This window comes from Rhodococcus sp. MEB041, from assembly GCF_030208955.1.
Taxonomy (GTDB): domain Bacteria; phylum Actinomycetota; class Actinomycetes; order Mycobacteriales; family Mycobacteriaceae; genus Rhodococcoides.
In genome coordinates this window covers 180,959-196,866 of the sequence record NZ_JARVSZ010000004.1, presented here as the reverse complement: position 1 = coordinate 196,866, position 15,908 = coordinate 180,959, and the positions used below count along the sequence as shown (strand labels likewise).

General features: G+C 70.2%; 17 protein-coding genes. All 17 read right to left on the bottom strand.

Annotated features, from left to right (window positions below; translation table 11 throughout):
* Window positions 1-6: 6 nt before the first annotated feature.
* On the bottom strand, window positions 7-1,539 hold the full coding sequence (lysS, locus tag QRN16_RS12935) for a lysine--tRNA ligase (RefSeq protein ID WP_285187305.1): 1,533 nt from the start codon (window positions 1,537-1,539) through the stop codon (window positions 7-9).
* A 22-nt stretch (window positions 1,540-1,561) separates the two neighbouring features.
* Entirely contained in the window at window positions 1,562-2,008 is a 447-nt protein-coding gene (locus QRN16_RS12930) for a rhodanese-like domain-containing protein (protein ID WP_027506462.1), read from the bottom strand.
* On the bottom strand, window positions 2,008-2,544 hold the full coding sequence (locus QRN16_RS12925) for a cysteine dioxygenase (protein ID WP_235579015.1): 537 nt from the start codon (window positions 2,542-2,544) through the stop codon (window positions 2,008-2,010). Before QRN16_RS12925 ends, QRN16_RS12930 begins: the two co-directional genes overlap by 1 nt.
* Window positions 2,545-2,683: 139 nt before the next feature.
* Window positions 2,684-3,478, bottom strand: coding sequence for a type III pantothenate kinase (locus tag QRN16_RS12920; RefSeq protein ID WP_027506464.1), 795 nt, complete (start codon window positions 3,476-3,478; stop codon window positions 2,684-2,686).
* The gene (gene panD, locus QRN16_RS12915; protein ID WP_027506465.1) at window positions 3,478-3,918 is read right to left on the bottom strand and encodes an aspartate 1-decarboxylase; all 441 of its coding nucleotides are present in this window, start codon (window positions 3,916-3,918) and stop codon (window positions 3,478-3,480) included. The genes QRN16_RS12920 and panD overlap by 1 nt, the downstream gene beginning before the upstream one ends.
* Before the next feature lie 59 nt (window positions 3,919-3,977).
* Entirely contained in the window at window positions 3,978-4,907 is a 930-nt protein-coding gene (gene panC, locus QRN16_RS12910; RefSeq protein ID WP_027506466.1) for a pantoate--beta-alanine ligase, read from the bottom strand.
* Between the two features lie 10 nt (window positions 4,908-4,917).
* The gene (locus tag QRN16_RS12905; RefSeq protein WP_285187304.1) at window positions 4,918-5,844 is read right to left on the bottom strand and encodes a Rossmann-like and DUF2520 domain-containing protein; all 927 of its coding nucleotides are present in this window, start codon (window positions 5,842-5,844) and stop codon (window positions 4,918-4,920) included.
* A 156-nt stretch (window positions 5,845-6,000) separates the two neighbouring features.
* On the bottom strand, window positions 6,001-7,122 hold the full coding sequence (locus tag QRN16_RS12900; protein ID WP_285187303.1) for a DUF6779 domain-containing protein: 1,122 nt from the start codon (window positions 7,120-7,122) through the stop codon (window positions 6,001-6,003).
* A 79-nt stretch (window positions 7,123-7,201) separates the two neighbouring features.
* Window positions 7,202-7,669 carry a DUF3180 domain-containing protein gene (locus QRN16_RS12895; RefSeq protein ID WP_027506469.1) on the bottom strand — a complete coding sequence of 156 codons (468 nt, stop codon included), beginning with the start codon at window positions 7,667-7,669 and terminating at the stop codon, window positions 7,202-7,204.
* Entirely contained in the window at window positions 7,666-8,193 is a 528-nt protein-coding gene (folK, locus tag QRN16_RS12890; protein WP_027506470.1) for a 2-amino-4-hydroxy-6-hydroxymethyldihydropteridine diphosphokinase, read from the bottom strand. Before folK ends, QRN16_RS12895 begins: the two co-directional genes overlap by 4 nt.
* Window positions 8,190-8,555 carry a dihydroneopterin aldolase gene (gene folB, locus QRN16_RS12885; RefSeq protein WP_027506471.1) on the bottom strand — a complete coding sequence of 122 codons (366 nt, stop codon included), beginning with the start codon at window positions 8,553-8,555 and terminating at the stop codon, window positions 8,190-8,192. The genes folK and folB overlap by 4 nt, the downstream gene beginning before the upstream one ends.
* Window positions 8,552-9,379, bottom strand: coding sequence for a dihydropteroate synthase (gene folP / locus QRN16_RS12880; protein WP_051613538.1), 828 nt, complete (start codon window positions 9,377-9,379; stop codon window positions 8,552-8,554). The genes folB and folP overlap by 4 nt, the downstream gene beginning before the upstream one ends.
* Before the next feature lie 45 nt (window positions 9,380-9,424).
* On the bottom strand, window positions 9,425-10,051 hold the full coding sequence (gene folE / locus QRN16_RS12875; RefSeq protein WP_027506473.1) for a GTP cyclohydrolase I FolE: 627 nt from the start codon (window positions 10,049-10,051) through the stop codon (window positions 9,425-9,427).
* A gap of 103 nt (window positions 10,052-10,154) precedes the next feature.
* A complete protein-coding gene (gene ftsH / locus QRN16_RS12870) occupies window positions 10,155-12,782 on the bottom strand; it encodes an ATP-dependent zinc metalloprotease FtsH (RefSeq protein WP_285187302.1) in 2,628 nt (875 codons plus the stop codon).
* A 204-nt stretch (window positions 12,783-12,986) separates the two neighbouring features.
* The gene (locus QRN16_RS12865; RefSeq protein WP_285187301.1) at window positions 12,987-14,333 is read right to left on the bottom strand and encodes an amidase; all 1,347 of its coding nucleotides are present in this window, start codon (window positions 14,331-14,333) and stop codon (window positions 12,987-12,989) included.
* A 4-nt stretch (window positions 14,334-14,337) separates the two neighbouring features.
* A complete protein-coding gene (gene hpt, locus QRN16_RS12860) occupies window positions 14,338-14,892 on the bottom strand; it encodes a hypoxanthine phosphoribosyltransferase (RefSeq protein ID WP_027506476.1) in 555 nt (184 codons plus the stop codon).
* Between the two features lie 10 nt (window positions 14,893-14,902).
* Window positions 14,903-15,898, bottom strand: coding sequence for a tRNA lysidine(34) synthetase TilS (gene tilS, locus QRN16_RS12855; RefSeq protein ID WP_285187300.1), 996 nt, complete (start codon window positions 15,896-15,898; stop codon window positions 14,903-14,905).
* Between the last annotated feature and the right edge of the window lie 10 nt (window positions 15,899-15,908).

Sequence of the window (15,908 nt, the reverse complement as noted above, 5' to 3'; positions counted from 1 at the left end):
CGGGCGTCAGCCGCGGTCGGGACGCACCAATGGAAAGAGGATGGTCTCGCGAATACCCAGCCCTGTGAGCGCCATCAGAAGGCGGTCGATGCCCATTCCCGTACCCGTTGTGGGCGGCATCGCGTACTCCATGGCGGTGAGGAAGTCCTCGTCGAGGACCATGGCCTCGTCGTCGCCGACCGACGCCAGCCGGGCCTGATCGACGAAGCGCTCGCGCTGCACGACGGGATCGACGAGCTCCGAGTAGCCGGTGGCGAGCTCGAAGCCCCGCACGTAGAGGTCCCACTTCTCCACCACACCGGGGATGCTGCGATGGGCCCGGACCAGAGGCGACGTCTCCACGGGGAAGTTGCGGACGAACGTCGGAGTGTGGAGCTGGTCCCCGCAGCTGTGCTCCCACAGCTCCTCGACCAGCTTGCCGTGGCCCCACCCCTTGTCCGTCGGCACGGCGAGACCCACCCGATCGGCCAGCGCACGCAGGTCGCCCGGGCTCGTCTCCGGTGTCACCTCGATGCCGACGGCGGCCGACAACGACGGGTACATCTCGATGGTGGTCCACTCGCCCGCGAAGTCGTACGCGGAACCGTCCGCGAGGGTGACCTGGAGCGACCCGTACACGGCCTGGACGACTTCCTGCACGAGCTCGCGCGTCATCACTGCGGAGTCGTCGTACGTGCCGTAGGCCTCGTACGTCTCGAGCATCGCGAACTCCGGGGAGTGCGTGGAGTCGATGCCCTCGTTGCGGAAGTTGCGGTTGATCTCGAAGACCCGGTCGATGCCGCCCACGACCGCCCGCTTGAGGAACAGTTCGGGAGCGATGCGGAGGAACAGGTCGATGTCGAGCGCGTTCGAGTGCGTCGTGAACGGTCGGGCCGCGGCGCCGCCGTGCAGCGTCTGGAGCATCGGGGTCTCGATCTCCAGGAATCCGCGGCGCTCGAGCCCGTCACGCAGTGCGCGCAGCGCGGCGACGCGGCGGCGGGCGTTCTCCCGCGCCTCGGGACGCACGATGAGGTCGACGTACCGCTGGCGGACGCGGGACTCCTCGTTCATCTCCTTGTGGGCGACGGGCAGGGGCCGCAGCGACTTGGACGCCATCTGCCACTCGTCCGCCATGACGCTCAGCTCGCCGCGTCGGGAGCTGATCACCTCGCCGTGCACGAAGATCATGTCGCCGAGATCGACGTCCGACTTCCACAGCGCCAGCGCGTCCTCGCCGACACCGGCGAGGGAGATCATGGCCTGGAGCTGCGTGCCGTCCCCGTCCTGCAGCGTCGCGAAGCAGAGTTTGCCGGTGTTGCGCAGGAAGATGACGCGACCGGCCACCCCCACCTGCTCGCCGGTGTGTGTGTCCGGCTCGAGCGCGGGATGCGCAGCCCGGACCTCGGCCAGCGAGTGCGTCCTCGCGACCGACACCGGATACGCCTCGCGCCCGGACTCCAGCAGCCGGGCGCGCTTCTCGCGGCGGATGCGCACCTGTTCCGGGGTGTCGTCGGTGGGAACGGCGGCGGGGTCGGTGTCTGCTCGTGGTGTCTCGGTCACGACTGCCCAGCCTATAGAGAGGTCAGTGCGCGACGAGAGTGCGCCCTTCGCGCAGGCAGTGCCGTGCGCTCCCCACGACGCCGGTGAGCCCGGCGTCGACGATGGCGCGGTACCCACCGATGACGTCGGACGCTCGCGTGAGCCCCAGTTCCTGCAGCGCCGCGGCGGCCAGCGAGGAGGTGTAGCCCTCGGAGCACAGCACGATCCACTCGACGTCGTGATCCACCGCGATGGCCAGGCGTGCGCTGCTCGTGGGGTCGCACCGCCACTCGAGGACGTTGCGCTCGACGGCCAGTGCCCCCGGCATGGTCCCCTCCAGCGCGCGCTGTGCCTGGGGGCGGATGTCGACGAGCACCGCGCCGCGGGCGACGGCATCGGCCAGCTCGGAGACGTCCGTGCGGCGGTACGTGGACCGTGCGCGCTCGAGCATGTCGTCGATGCTCGATCGGGTGGTGGGTCGAGTCGTCATCACGCGTCTCCCTCGGGCAGGTCGGTCAGGACGGACCGGGTGCGGCGCAGAGCACCGCGCTCGCCGATCTCGTAGTAGGACATGGCCGTCAGCGGCGGCGAGTACGCGTGCACGCTCAGTGTCGGACCGCTCACGGTCACCGGGTCCGATGTCGGGGCCGGTGCGTGGGTGACGTCGTGGACCCACCCCAGCGGGAAGGACGCCTGATCACCCGCGTCCAGGCGGCGGTGATGCAGACCCTCACCGTTCCAACGGTATTCGCTGAGCGAGCCGCTCAGGACGGTCAGCGCGCCGAGCGATCCGGCGTGGTCGTGCAGTTCGGTGGACTTGTCCGGTACCCAGCTGATGAGCCACAGGTCGACCAGATCGTCCGAATGCAGACGGGCACACCACCGTTCACCGGCTGGGAACACTCCACCGGGCGGGAGAAGCGCATCATGGCGACCGTCGAGCACGTCCGCCGCACCTTGATCGGTGAGGCGCAGCAGATCGGCGGGACGCAGAGAGGTGGGGGCGACAGCAGAGAGCGAGAGCACGACAGGACTCCAGGGAGGTGTGATGACAGTCAGGGCAGGCGTCAGCCCCGACAACACTCCCGAGCACCCGTGCGATCAGTCACCCCGAAAGTGTGGCACACCGTTCGGCAGCGCGCCACCTCGACCGTCGTGGCCTCGATCAGCGGCGACGGGCCTGATTGCGCTCGTAGACCAGCCGCAGTCCCGCCAACGTGAGGTCCGGCTCGATGCGATCGATCGACGAGGAGTCGTCCATGACGAGCGACGCCGTGTCGCCGGTGGCCACCACGACGACGTCGTCGCCGTCGAAGCCGGGCACCTCGCGGCACACCCGGTCGACGATGCCGTCGACGAGACCGGCGAAGCCGAAGATCGCACCCGACTGCATGGCCTCGACGGTGTTCTTGCCGAGAACGCCTCGGGGCCGGACCAGTTCGACCTTGCGCAGCGCCGCGGAGCGGGACGCGAGCGCGTCCATGGAGATCTCGAGTCCGGGTGCGATCGATCCGCCCAGGAACTCCCCCTTGGCCGACACGACGTCGACACACGTGGACGTCCCGAAGTCGACTATGATGCACGGCGCGTCGTACAGGTGGTGGGCCGCGAGGCTGTTGACGATGCGGTCGGCGCCCACCTCCTTCGGATTGTCCACCAGCAGAGGCACTCCCGTGCGCACGCCGGGCTCGACGACCACGTGGGGAACGTGCGACCAGTACCGCCCCAGCATCGTCCGGATCTCGCGCAGCACCGACGGGACCGTCGAGAGCGCCGCGACACCCGTGATGGTCTCCACGTCGGGACCGAGGAGACCGCGAAAGGTCAACGCGAGCTCGTCCGCCGTCATCGACGCGTCCGTCCGCATCCGGCGTTGCCGCGTGAGCCGCGCGTGGTCACCGCTGCCGGTGAACACGCCCAACACGATGTTGGTGTTGCGGACGTCGACGGTGAGCAGCATCAGACCGAGACCGTGTCACGCGTGTCCGCGGTGAGTGTGCGCGGCGAGATCAGTCCGGAACCGGCCGGGCTGTCCGCCGGGTCGGTTCCCACCTGGACGGGGCGGTTGTCGGCGTCGACGAACACCACGTTCGGAGCGTACTCGGCGACCTCGGCCGGATCGAGGATGCCGTAGGCGATGATGATCACCAGATCACCCGGGTGCACGAGATGCGCTGCGGCGCCGTTGATCCCGACCACTCCCGAACCACGCTGCCCCGCGATGACGTAGGTCTCGAGCCGAGCACCGTTGTCGATGTCCACGATGGTCACCTGCTCACCCTCGAGCAGCGCGGCGGCGTCGAGCAGGTCCTGATCGATGGTCACCGACCCCACGTAGTGCAGATCGGCGTGGGTCACGGTGGCGCGGTGGATCTTCGAGGTCATCATCGTGCGGAGCATGGTGGGTCCTTACCTGTCTGGAGCCGGGCGGAGTTGCGGGCAGGTCGGTCGGAGTGGAGTCAGGAGTGGCCGAGATGACGTTGTCCGGCTGCGGATTCCGGATCGCGACCCTGGAATCCGGTACCGAGAGCGACGCCCACGTTGTCGAGCAGGCGCGTGGTGCCCACGCGGGCGGCGACCAGCAACCGGCCGTCTCCCTCCTCGGGTGCGTCACGGAGATCGGCTCCGCGTACTTCGAGGTAGTCGACGTCCACCTCCGGCACCGTGTCGAGCACCGACTGTGCCGCCGCCAGAACGGCATCCGAACCACCCTCGGCAGCATGGGTGCCGGCGATCAGCGCTGCCGACAGGGCCACCGCGAGGGACCGCTGGTGCTCGTCGAGGTACCGGTTGCGCGAGGACAGGGCCAGACCGTCGGACTCGCGGACGATGGGTACGCCGCGGATCTCGACGTCGATGTTCAGGTCGCGCACCATCTGGTCGATGAGGACCAGCTGCTGGTAGTCCTTCTCCCCGAAGTAGGCCGTGGTGGGTGCGACGATGCCGAGCAGCTTCGCGACCACCGTCAGCATCCCGGCGAAATGGCCGGGCCGCGAAGCGCCTTCGAGTTCGGCACCGAGCGGACCGGGGTGCACCGTCGTCCGCGGACCGTGCGGGTACATGTCCTGCACACTCGGGACGAAGGCCAGTTCCACCCCGGCTGCGCGCAGCACGTCCAGGTCGGCGTCGAGGGTGCGCGGGTACGCGTCGAGATCCTCCCCCGCCCCGAACTGCAGCGGGTTGACGAAGATCGACACCACGACGACAGCGCCGCTCCGCTTCGCCATCTCCACGAGCTGGACGTGACCGGCGTGCAACGCACCCATGGTGGGCACGAGCGCGACTCGGCGTCCCGCCGAGCGCAGGGCTCGGGTGACCGAACGGACCACATCGGGTGCGTGATGCACCGTCAGTTCACCCGGTGTGTACGCGCCGTCGAGTGCACTCACGGCTGCCTCCTCATTCGTTGTCCCGCAGGACGTTCATCACGGTGTCGTCCGCGCCGGTCCGCTCGGCCGTACGCAGTGACATCGCGCGATAGCCCGCGGCGATCCGCGGGTCGAGATCGGTCAACGCGTCGAGATGCCTGGACACCGTCGCCCCGTCGCCGCGCGCCACCGGACCGGTCAACGCGCCCTGTCCGCTGCGCAGCACGTTGTCCAACGCCGCCGACAGCAGTGGCGCCAGAACCCGCTCCGCCACACCACCGGGACGCTGTTCCACCGGCTGTTGGCCGGGAAGTTCCTCGTGGGCCAACGCGTCCCGCAGCGCGTCGAGGGCGTCGACGACCAGAGTGACCAGGTGGTTCGACCCGTGGGCGAGCGCGGCGTGGTACAGCGTGCGCGCCTCCTCGGGCACACCCACGGGCTCGCCGCCGATCTCGAGCACCAGTCCCTGCGCGATCGCGAGGCCGATCTCGTCGGCCGCCGTGATGCCGAAGCACGCGGTCGCCAGACGGTCGGCGTCCTCGGGTTTGCCGCTGAAGGTCATCGCGGGGTGCACGGCCATCGTCACCACTCCTCGGCCCGCCAGCGGCGCGAGGATGCCGACACCGTTGGCGCCGGACGTGTGCAGCACGAGAGTTCCGGGCGACACCGCATCGGTGCGCGCCAACCCGCGGACCAGCGCGTCCAGTTCCTGATCCGGCACCGCCAGGATCAGCAGTTCACTGCGCCGCGCCACGTCCGTGGCCGGCATGATCTCCGCGTCGGGGAGGCGGGTCTCGGCGCGGCGCCGGGACGCGTCGGAGACGGCGGCGCAGCCGAACACGACGTGGCCGACGCGTTCGAGCGCCTCACCCAGCGCGGTACCGACTCGGCCTGCGGACACGACACCGACGGACAGGCGCGCCGGGGCGGGGTCGGACGTGACTCGATCGGGGGACATGAAGGGTCCTCTCGGGGATACAGTTCCAGTCCCGCTCGGCGGGTACCGGACTCATCGACGCCCACACTAGTGTCCGGCGTCGACCGACCGCCATGCGACGCCGGTCACACCCGCGGCGCAGATCTCGCTCGACGCAGATCTCACTCGGCGCGGCGACTACTCGGCACGGCGGCGCCGGCGACCCGATCCTGTCGACGCGTCCGCGGTGCCCATCCCCGCGAGGATGTCCGCGACGGAGCGCCCACTCGAATGTGCTCCCGATCCTGCGTCGACCGGTGCGTCGGACTCGGCGTCCGGATCCGCAGCGCGTCGTCGACCGCCCGACTGCACGGGTGCGACGGGCGCGGGTTCCGGAAGCTCGGGCTCTTCCGGCTCGGGTTCGGGCTCGACGTCCAGGGTCGGCAGCGGATCGGGTTCAGGCTGCGGCTCGGGTTCGGGGAGCGGCTCGGGCTCCGGCAGTGGTTCGGGCTCGGGTTCGGGTTCCGGCAGCGGTTCCGGCTCGGGCTCGGGTTCCGGCTCGGGCAGGGGTTCCGGCTCGGGGGCGACGGGAATGCTGTCGGCGCGGTGACTCGACGGGTTCCATTCGGGGGTGCGCGGCGACTGCGGTGCGGGTGCCGGATGGAAGGTGCCGTCGTGATCGAACTCGCCGCCGATGACCGACGTCTCCGCCGTGACCGGGTCGTCGAAGGGAGTGGCGAAGCCGGGCCGGGAGTAGGTCGGATCGGGGGCGAAGCTCGGCGGGCGGGTGCGCGATCCGGGAACGTACAGACCGGACGGCGCCGGCTCGTAGCCGCTGTAGGAGCGCTCGGCCAGCTCCCGCATCCGCATCGCCTCGCCGGCGATGGCAGCGCGGTCGTCCGGCAACTCGCCGTCGAACAGCATCTCGAGGCTGCGGCGCAGCGACGCGAGTTCGGCTCGGAGAGCACGCATCTCGTCTCCGTCGGCACCGATCTCGGCGCGCACCCGCGACTCGACGCCGAGCTCGTACTCGCGGCGCGCGGCAATCTCCCGCTCCAGCTGGAGCTCGTAGACGGTCTGCAGATCGCGCGCCTTCATCTGATCCACCGCGGCGTCGCGGCGGTACTTCGTCATCGCGAACGCGCCGAGAACGGCGGCCCACAGCGCTGCCACGATGCCCACGCGCAGCAGCGGAACGCTGTCGCTGAGGATCATCAGAACGCTGGCCACCACGCCCAGCAGAACCAGACCGGCGAGAGCCGTGTGGTTGCCGCCGCGTTTCGTGCGACGGTTCGCCTTGCTCCTGCCGGTGTCCGTCATGAATCCCAGGGTAACGGCTCGGGCGGCTGTCGCACTTCACCATGCACGGACGGGGTGTCCGAGGACGGCCGCGATCGGGTCAGTGGGCGGGCTCGTCGGCTCCGTCGTCCGGTGTCCGGCAGCAGTGCTCGAGCCACAGGGCAGCGGCCACGGCGACGATCCCGGCGACGAGGCCGATCAGCGCTCCCGGCGTGTCCTCCGACGCCGCGCGCACCGAGGACCGCAGGGGCAGCAGATGGATCAGCAGACCGGCCCACACTCCCGCCGCCGCTGCACCGACGAGGGCCGCGGCCTTCGCCAGCGCGACGGCGCGCGCGACCGTGATCGGATGCAGCTGGCCGGGCCCGGGGCCGATCCTCCGGGTGCGCAATCGGGACCGCACCAGCAGACCCACGACCACGAGGACGACCGCCACCGGATACAGCGACGCTCCGGCGAACGTCGAGATCGGCGGAACAGACCCGTAGAACGAGGACGCGAGGATCCAGGTGGCCACCACGGCGAACGCCGCGAGCGCGACGAGGTCGCGCACGCGCGTCGGGCTCACGTGGAGTCACCGCCGGCCCGCCCGCAGCGCACCGGGTCCCACAGCCGTGTCTCGGTGCGACGCACACCGGCACGTTCGGACTCCGGCAGCTCGGCCAGCAGGTCGCGCACCGATCGGCCACGCAGCACGGCGTCGGGATCCGCGTCCAGCCACGGTGCGAGGACGAAGGCGCGCTCGTGCGCCAGTGGGTGCGGAAGAATCAGCTCGGGGTCGTCGCTGACGACGTCGTCGCACACGACGATGTCCACGTCGACGGTCCGCGGTCCCCAGCGCTGCACCCGCTCGCGGTGAGCGGCCGTCTCCAACTGCTGTCCCCGTCGCAACCAGCCCCGGCAGTCGGTGTTCTCGTCGTCCACGATCACGACGGCATTGAGGAAGTCCTGCTGGTCGATGCCGCCCCACGGGGCGGTGGCGAACACGGTCGACACTGCGACGACGGCGTCACCGAGACCCTCGACCACAGCCCGCAACTGCTGTTCGCTGTCCCCGATGTTGCTCCCGATCGAGAGCACCGCGCGGGTCACGCAGACCTCGATCGGGTCACCACGACGGCCACGTCCGTGAAGGTCAGGGGGATCGGAGCCGACGGCTTGTGCAGGGTGACCTCGACGCGTTCCACGCGCGGATCCGTCAGGACACCGTCGGCGATCTCGCTCGCGACCGTCTCGATGAGATCGCGACTCGGCCCCGCGACGACCGCGGCGGCGGCCTCGGCCAACTCGCCGTAGTGCGCCGTCTTCGTCAGGTCGTCCGATGCCGCGGCCGGGGCGAGATCCATGTGGACGACGAGGTCGACGAGGAAGTCCTGCCCGTCGCGCTTCTCGTGGTCGAAGACACCGTGATTGCCGCGCACGGTCAATCCGCGCAGCTCGATGCGATCGGTCATGTCGTGCCTTTCGGTTCGGTCGGGCCGTGCCACTGCCGGTGCACGGCGAGAGCGTCGAGAGTGCCGACGGCGTCGTGGACGCGCACCCCCCAGGCGCCCGCCACGGCGGACAGCACCGAGATCGCGGCCGTCGCAGCGTCGCGGCCGTGCGGAGGGCGAGGCTGCCCGTCGCGGGCGAGCAGAGTGCCGAGGAATCGTTTGCGGGACGCACCCACCAGCACGGGAATGCCCGTGTCGACGAGACGATCGAGTCGGCGGAGCAACGCCCAGTTGTGCTCCGCGTTCTTGGCGAAGCCGAGCCCCGGATCGAGGACGATGCGGGAACTGTCCACCCCGGCGGCGACGGCCGCGTCGACCTGACGGAGCAGTCCGCTGCGCACGTCCTCGACGATGTCGCCGTAGTCGTGCTCCTCCGCGGCACCCGGTCGGTGGGTCCAGTCGACGGTGGAACGCCAGTGCATGAGCACCCAGGCGACGCCCGCATCGGCGACGACACCCGCCATGTCGGGATCGGCGCGGCCACCGGAGACGTCGTTGACGATGGACACGCCCGCACCGATCGCCGCAGTCGCCACGGATGCCCGCATCGTGTCGACGCTGACGCACACGCCGTGAGAGACCAACTCGGCGATCACCGGTGCGACGCGCTCCGCCTCGACGGACGGGTCGACGCGGTCGGCTCCCGGACGTGTCGACTCGCCCCCCACATCGACGATGTCGACACCCGCGGCGTGCAGTTCGAGGCCGTGACGCACCGCGGCGTCGACGTCGAGGTAGCGGCCGCCGTCCGAGAACGAGTCGGCCGTGACGTTGACGACGCCCATCACCACGGGCCCGTCCGCGTGCGGAAGCGTGAACACGAGCGGCGCCTACTTGCGAAGGATGAGATCCAGCGCCTCGGACCGGGACACCGCGCTGGACTGGAACACACCGCGTACGGCGGAGGTGGTGGTGCTGGCGCCCGGCTTACGGATTCCCCGCATCGCCATGCAGAGGTGCTCGGCCTCCATCACCACGATGACTCCGCGCGGTTCGAGCTTGCGCATCATCGCGTCGGCGACCTGCGAGGTGAGACGCTCCTGCACCTGCGGCCGCTTCGCGTACAGGTCGACGACCCGCGCCAGCTTCGACAGGCCCGTCACCCGGCCAGACTTGCCCGGGATGTAGCCGACGTGCGCGACGCCGTGGAAGGACACCAGGTGGTGCTCGCACGTCGAGTACATCGGGATGTCCCGCACGAGGACGAGCTCGCGGTGCGCCTCGTCGAACGTCGTTCCCAGCACCTCGTCGGGATCGACGAACAGTCCGCCGAACATCTCCCGGTATGCACGCGCCACTCGAGCGGGCGTGTCCTTCAGCCCCTCGCGCTCGGGGTCCTCACCCACCGCGAGCAGCAGCTCGCGAACGGCCGCCTCGGCGCGCTCCTGATCGAACGTCCGACCGGACACCACGGACACGGGCTCGTCGATCGACTGATCGGCTTGGTTGACGGACACGGGAGGTCCCTTCGCTGACGGATGCGCTGCCGATGGATCAGAGCAGCCGGAGTGATGTGCGGGCGGGTGCGGCCGCACGGACGAGAGGGTCGGACGAGCGACTCTAGCGCGCGTCCGGGCCCTCCCACCGCTGGGTGTTCGGCGGCAGCTGGGGATCCTCGGCCTCGTCACGCGGAGGCTGGTACTGCCCCTCCGGGTTCTGCGGGTTGCGGTAACGCGGCTCGGGCTGAGCCGGCTCCCCCACACCCGAACCGGGGTACTGCCCGTACGGCTGCGGATCCTGGTACGGCTCCTGATAGGGCTGCGGTTCCCGGTAGGCCTGCGGTTCCCGATAGGGCTGCGGCTCCTGGTATGGCTGCGGTTCCTGGTAGGGCTGGGGCTCGTCGTACCCGCGCGGTTCCTGGTACCCACGCGGACCCTGGTAGCCCTGCGGGTCACCCTGACCCTGAGGCTGCCCGTAACCCTGGGGCTGGCCGTAGGCCTGCGGCTGCCCGTAGCCCTGCGGCTGGCCGTAACCCTGCGGCTCCGGGTACCGCGGTGCCTCGTTCTCGCGAGGAGGCCATCCCGGTGCGGACCAGCCGGCCGGCGCGCCGTAGTCGGGCATCGAAGAGCCGGGACGGCCGCCGCGATGTGCGCCACCCTGACCGTTCGGGGTCGACCCGTTCTGGCCCTGCCCGTTCTGACCGTGACCGTTCTGGCCGTGCCCGTTCTGGGCGTGGCCGTTCTGGCCGTTCTGTGCCTGACCGTTCTGGGCCTGGCCGGCGTAGCTCGGCTCCTTGACGATCGAGACGGGGGGCCACGGCTCCCCGCGCTCGGTCGCGAGCTCGCGCGGCGTCTTCACCGGGGGCTTGGACGACGGAACTCGATCACCGAAGTCGTTGAACGCGGTGATGCGGGGACGCTTCTCGACGCCGGTGAAGATCTTCTCCAGATCCTTGCGCGTGAGCGTCTCGCGCTCGAGCAGCTCGGTGGCCAGGATGTCGAGGACGTCGCGGTAGTCGTTCAGGATGGCCCACGCCTCGGTGTGCGCGGCCTCGATGAGGTTGCGCACCTCCCCGTCGATCTCCCGCGCGACCTCGTGCGAGTAGTCGGACTGGACGCCCATCGAGCGGCCCAGGAACGGATCGCCCTGCTCCTGGCCGTACCGGACGGCGCCGAGCTTGCTGCTCATGCCGTACTCGGTGACCATGGCGCGAGCGATCTTGGTGGCCTGGTCGATGTCGGACGACGCTCCCGTGGTCGGCTCGTGGAAGACGAGCTCCTCGGCAGCGCGGCCGCCCATCGCCATGACGAGGCGCGCAATCATCTCGGAGCGCGTCATCAGACCCTTGTCGTCCTCCGGCACCGTCATCGCGTGACCACCGGTGCGGCCGCGGGCGAGAATGGTGACCTTGTAGATCGGCTCGATGTCGGGCATCGCCCACGCCGCGAGGGTGTGACCGCCCTCGTGGTACGCCGTAATCTTGCGCTCGTGCTCGCTGATGATGCGGCTCTTGCGTCGAGGTCCGCCGATGACGCGGTCCACCGACTCCTCGAGGGCGGCCTCGGTGACCACGGTGCCGTTCTCCCGCGCCGTGAGCAGTGCGGCCTCGTTGATGACGTTCGCGAGATCCGCGCCCGACATGCCGACGGTGCGCTTGGCCAGACCCTCGAGGTCGGCGTCCTGCGCGATCGGCTTGCCCTTCGAGTGCACCGCGAGAATCGCGCGGCGTCCTGCGAGGTCGGGGGCGCCGACCGGGATCTGCCTGTCGAAACGGCCCGGGCGCAGCAGTGCCGGGTCGAGGATGTCGGGACGGTTGGTCGCGGCGATGAGGATGACGCCGGTGCGCTCACCGAAGCCGTCCATCTCGACCAGTAGCTGGTTGAGAGTCTGCTCGCGCTCGTCGTGTCCGCCGCCCAGACCGGCCCCGCGCTGGCGACCGACGGCGTCGATCTCGTCGACGAAGATGATGCAGGGGCTGTTCTGCTTGGCCTGCTCGAACAGGTCGCGCACACGTGAGGCACCGACACCGACGAACATCTCGACGAAGTCGGAACCCGAGATGGTGAAGAACGGCACGCCGGCCTCACCGGCGACGGCGCGGGCGAGCAGCGTCTTGCCGGTTCCGGGAGGGCCGTAGAGCAGCACGCCGCGGGGGATCTTCGCGCCGAGTGCCTGGTAGCGGGCCGGGTTCTGCAGGAAGTCCTTGATCTCGTACAGCTCTTCGACCGCTTCGTTCGCCCCTGCCACGTCCGCGAACGTCGTCTTCGGCATGTCCTTGGTGAGCTGCTTGGCCTTGGACTTGCCGAAGCCCATGACACCGCCACGCCCGCCGCCCTGCATGCGCGACATCACGAAGATGAAGATGCCCAGCAGGATGATCATGGGGAGCAGGAACACCAGGATCGACGTGAACCAGCTGTCCTGCGTCACCTCGGTGTCGTAGCTCTCGGCACCCGACGCGGCGACCTTGTCGAAGATCTGCTGCGACGCGGCGTCCGGGTACTGCGAGATGATCTGCGTCTCGTTGCCGGTGGCGTCGTTGCCGCTCTTCAGCGTCAGACGAACCTGCTGCTCACGGTCGTCGATCTGCGCGGTCTGCACGTTCTGGTCGTCGAGCTGCGCGACGGCGACCGACGTGTCGACACTCTTCCACCCCCGCGTGTCGTCGCCGAAGTAGCTGAAGGCGAAGATCACCAACAGGATGCCGGCGACTATCGCCAGGTTGCGGAACAAAGTCTTGCGGTTCATACAGCGTCGCCCTCGATGGCAGTCGGACTCACAGGCAGGTGGTCATGGTTCGCGTCGGTCGGCCGGCAGCAGTTCTCGATCGTTGCCGGTTGCGCACCGGACAAGCCAGGTTACCGCGGATGCGGACGGCCGGGCGGCGCGCACATCTCGGTCAACGCGCCGACACGCGGTGAGGTTCCCGCGCCCAGCTGCGCGTGACGAGTGTTACCGGTCGGCCGCGGTGCGTGGCCAGGGCCGATGCTGTTCGATCTGTGCCGCGAGCGCCAGCAGTCGACGCTCGGACCCGGGAGGGCCCGCCAGCTGCACGGCCAGCGGAGTCCCCGACTCGGGATGGAGTCCCGCGGGCACACTCACGGCGGGCCACCCCAGCAAGTTCCACGGTGCCGCGAAGGGTGCGTAGCGAATGTTGGCCGCCATGTTGGCTGCCCACCCGCGCTCGCTCCACCGGTCCGCACGGATCGGCGGCGCGGCGAGCGCCGGCGTCAGCACCACGTCGACACTCTCGAAGTACGAGCGCATGCGTCGCGTGAGCGTCTCGGTCTGCGACGGCCGCACGAACCGTGCCGCTCGCCGACCCACCGCGATGTGGCGACGGGTTCGCTTCTGCAGCGCCGACACGTCGAGCCCGGCGGCGTCCGCGGCTCCGCCGGCCGTCCAGCGGGCGAGCTGCCCGAGTGGACTGGCCGGGTAGGGCAGCGCTGCCGTGCTGGTGCGGTGCCCGATCCGCTCGAGCTCCCGGGCGACGTCGAGTGCGGCCTGCCGGAAGTGGGGATCCACTCGCACGACGGGCGACGGCGACTCCACGGCGACCCCGATGCGCGTGGTCTCGGGAGCGTCGACGTAGGCGAGATCCGGATCGTCCGCCATGACCGAGAGCAGGAGCGCCGCGTCGGCGACGGTCGTGGTCAACGGACCGTTCTCCGACATGCCGAACCACGAGCCGTTGCCCAGTTCGGACGGGACGAGGCCGAGCCCCGGCTTGATGCCGACCAGTCCGCAGTTCGCGGCGGGGATCCGGATGGACCCCATGCCGTCGTTGCCGTGGGCGACGGGCACCATGCCCGAGGAGACCGCGGCGGCGGCGCCACCGGACGATCCGCCCGGGGTGAGGTCACGGTTCCACGGATTGCGGGCGATGCCGTCGGCACCGTCCGTCGCGCCCCACAGGCACAGCTCGGGAACCGAGGTGAGACCGACGACCACGGCGCCCGCGCCGCGCAGGCGAGCGACCACCGGGTGATCCGCGGCGGCGGGCGTGTCGGACGTCGCGAGCGAACCGTTGCGCATCGGGTAGCCCGTCACCGGGACGTTGTCCTTGATCGCCACCGGGACGCCGGCGAGCGGCAGGGCGCGCAGATCCGCTCGGACGGCGACCGCGTCTGCTTCCCGGAGCACCTCGTCGGGACGCACCACGACGAACGCGTGCAGGTCGTCGTTCCCAGCGGCGATGCGGTCCAACGCTTCTCGGGCTACCGCGGCAGGTTGGACCCGCCCGTTCCGGACGTCGTCCGCGATGGACGTGGCGGTGGGGCCGACCTGTTCGCGCGACATTCGATCAGCCTCCGTAGACCCGGGGTTCCAGCAGTCCGATGTAGGGAAGGTCGCGGTAACGCTCGTCGTAGTCGAGGCCGTAGCCCACGACGAACTCGTTCGGGATGTCGAAGCCGACGTTCGCGACGTCGACGTCCACCTTCACCGCGTCGGGCTTGCGGAGCAAGGTGACCACCTCGAGCGACGCGGGCTGGCGCGTGGCGAGGTTCTTCATCAACCACGACAGCGTCAGACCGGAGTCGATGATGTCCTCCACGATGAGGACGTGGCGGCCGTGGATGTCGCGGTCGAGGTCCTTGAGGATGCGGACGACGCCCGACGAGGACGTGGACGATCCGTACGAACTGACCGCCATGAACTCGAGCTGGCTCGGGATCGGCAGTGCGCGTGCGAAATCCGTCATGAACATGATGGCGCCCTTGAGAACTCCGACGAGCAGCAGATCACCCTCGGGAGCCCCCACCGGATAGCGAGCGGCGATCTCCTCGGCCAGCTCGGCGATACGCTTGTCGATCTCCTCTCGGGAGATCAGGATCGATGCGATGTCGCCCTCGTACACGGGTGTCCCTTCACTCGCTCGCGGCCCGGCCGGTCCACCGAACCAGGTCGAGCTTGCCACGTCGTCTCTCGACGACCAACCTCTCGACCGGGCCGCCCCCGGCCACCGCGACGCCGCCCTGCCCGCGCCACGCGCCGACGAGATCGTCCACGGCGCGCACCTGCGCCTCGTTGCGCAACGGCACTCCACAGTCGGCCAGCCACTCGCGGATCACCCGCCGACGGAGTGCACCCGGTACCTCCACGAGGGCGGACACCTCCAGCGCGTCGCCGACGCGGGCGGACACGGCGATGTCCGCGGCGAGTGCGTCGAGAACGGCGCCGTCCTCGCGCAGCTGGTCGGCGGTGCGCGCGAGCGCGGCGGCGACACCGCCGTGCAGGACGTCCTCCAGCAGCGGGAGCACCTCGCCGCGGAGTCGGACCCGAACGAAGGACGGGTCGAGGTTGTGCGGGTCGTCCCACGCGGCGAGACCCAGTTCGGCGCACGCGCCGACGGTGGACTCGCGGCGCACGGTCAACAGCGGCCGACCTCGCGGCGGGTCCCAGGCCGCCATCCCCCGCAGCGATCGGGACCCGGATCCGCGGCCGAGTCCGAGCAGGACGGTCTCGGCCTGGTCGTCCAGCGTGTGGCCCAGCAAGATCGGGCGGTCACCGCGGACCGCGTCGAGAGCGGCGTACCGGGCGCGCCGGGCCGCGGCCTCGGGTCCACCCGCCCCGGTCACCGACACGGTCCTCACCTCGGCGCGGGAACACCCGAGGTCTCGTGCCTGCTCGGCGGCCCTGTGCGCCACCTCGGCCGAACCCGCCTGCAGCGCGTGGTCGACGACCACGGCGTGCACCTGCGCGCCCTCGGCCACACAGGCGGCGGTGAGCGCCAGCGAGTCCGCACCACCCGACAGCCCGACGACGACGGCGCGCTCCGGGCAGTGCTCCCCGAACCAGGCGCGCACCGCCCGCCGCACCGTGAGCAGGTGCGGGCCCTCCGGCATCGGGCGTGCCCCGGTCATGCCGGGACGC

Coding starts and splice junctions, on each gene's coding strand:
- QRN16_RS12930 (WP_027506462.1), bottom strand. CDS start 2,008: ATGACGACTCGACCCACCACCCGATCGAGCATCGACGACATGCTCGAG.
- QRN16_RS12920 (WP_027506464.1), bottom strand. CDS start 3,478: ATGCTGCTCACCGTCGACGTCCGCAACACCAACATCGTGTTGGGCGTG.
- panD (WP_027506465.1), bottom strand. CDS start 3,918: ATGCTCCGCACGATGATGACCTCGAAGATCCACCGCGCCACCGTGACC.
- QRN16_RS12905 (WP_285187304.1), bottom strand. CDS start 5,844: ATGTCCCCCGATCGAGTCACGTCCGACCCCGCCCCGGCGCGCCTGTCC.
- QRN16_RS12900 (WP_285187303.1), bottom strand. CDS start 7,122: ATGACGGACACCGGCAGGAGCAAGGCGAACCGTCGCACGAAACGCGGC.
- folB (WP_027506471.1), bottom strand. CDS start 8,555: ATGACCGATCGCATCGAGCTGCGCGGATTGACCGTGCGCGGCAATCAC.
- folP (WP_051613538.1), bottom strand. CDS start 9,379: ATGGGCGTCGTCAACGTCACGGCCGACTCGTTCTCGGACGGCGGCCGC.
- ftsH (WP_285187302.1), bottom strand. CDS start 12,782: ATGAACCGCAAGACTTTGTTCCGCAACCTGGCGATAGTCGCCGGCATC.
- QRN16_RS12865 (WP_285187301.1), bottom strand. CDS start 14,333: ATGTCGCGCGAACAGGTCGGCCCCACCGCCACGTCCATCGCGGACGAC.
- tilS (WP_285187300.1), bottom strand. CDS start 15,898: ATGACCGGGGCACGCCCGATGCCGGAGGGCCCGCACCTGCTCACGGTG.